Genomic DNA, 441 nt, shown 5'->3' on the forward strand with positions numbered 1-441 from the left:
GGGGGTGTTGTCGCCGGGCCGGGTGGCGTCGGCGGACCGCTGATAGGGACCCGGCCACCCCGTCGTGGGGTAGGTCTCTCCGTAACGTGGATGCCGGCAGTCCGGCGCCGTGACCAGCGGCCGAGCCACGCCATCGCCGTGAGGAGGCAAGCTGTGCACGACGGGTTCGGCGTCTTCATCGGACTCGACGTCGGCAAGGAAGGACACCACGCGGTCGCGTTGAACCGCGACGGCAGGCGGCTGCACGACGCGACCCTGCCCAACACCGAAGCCGGGCTGCGGAAACTGTTCGACAAGCTGGGCCGGCACGGCCGGATCCTGGCCGTGGTCGACCAGCCCGCCTCGATCGGCGCGTTGCCCGTCGCGGTCGCCCGCGCCTGCGGCCACCAGGTGGCCTACCTGCCCGGTCTGGTCATGCGCCGGCTGGCCGACCTGCACCCC

Annotated in this window: 1 protein-coding gene; it reads left to right on the forward strand. The window is 72.6% G+C overall.

Annotated elements, in window-relative coordinates; translation table 11 throughout:
• Positions 1–90 precede the first annotated feature (90 nt).
• Positions 91–441 (forward strand): IS110 family transposase (locus ACFHWU_RS29420; RefSeq protein WP_416592343.1); only part of this gene is annotated, 351 nt, incomplete at its 3' end.

Source organism: Micromonospora sp. LOL_015, assembly GCF_048060275.1.
Classification (GTDB): domain Bacteria; phylum Actinomycetota; class Actinomycetes; order Mycobacteriales; family Micromonosporaceae; genus Micromonospora_E.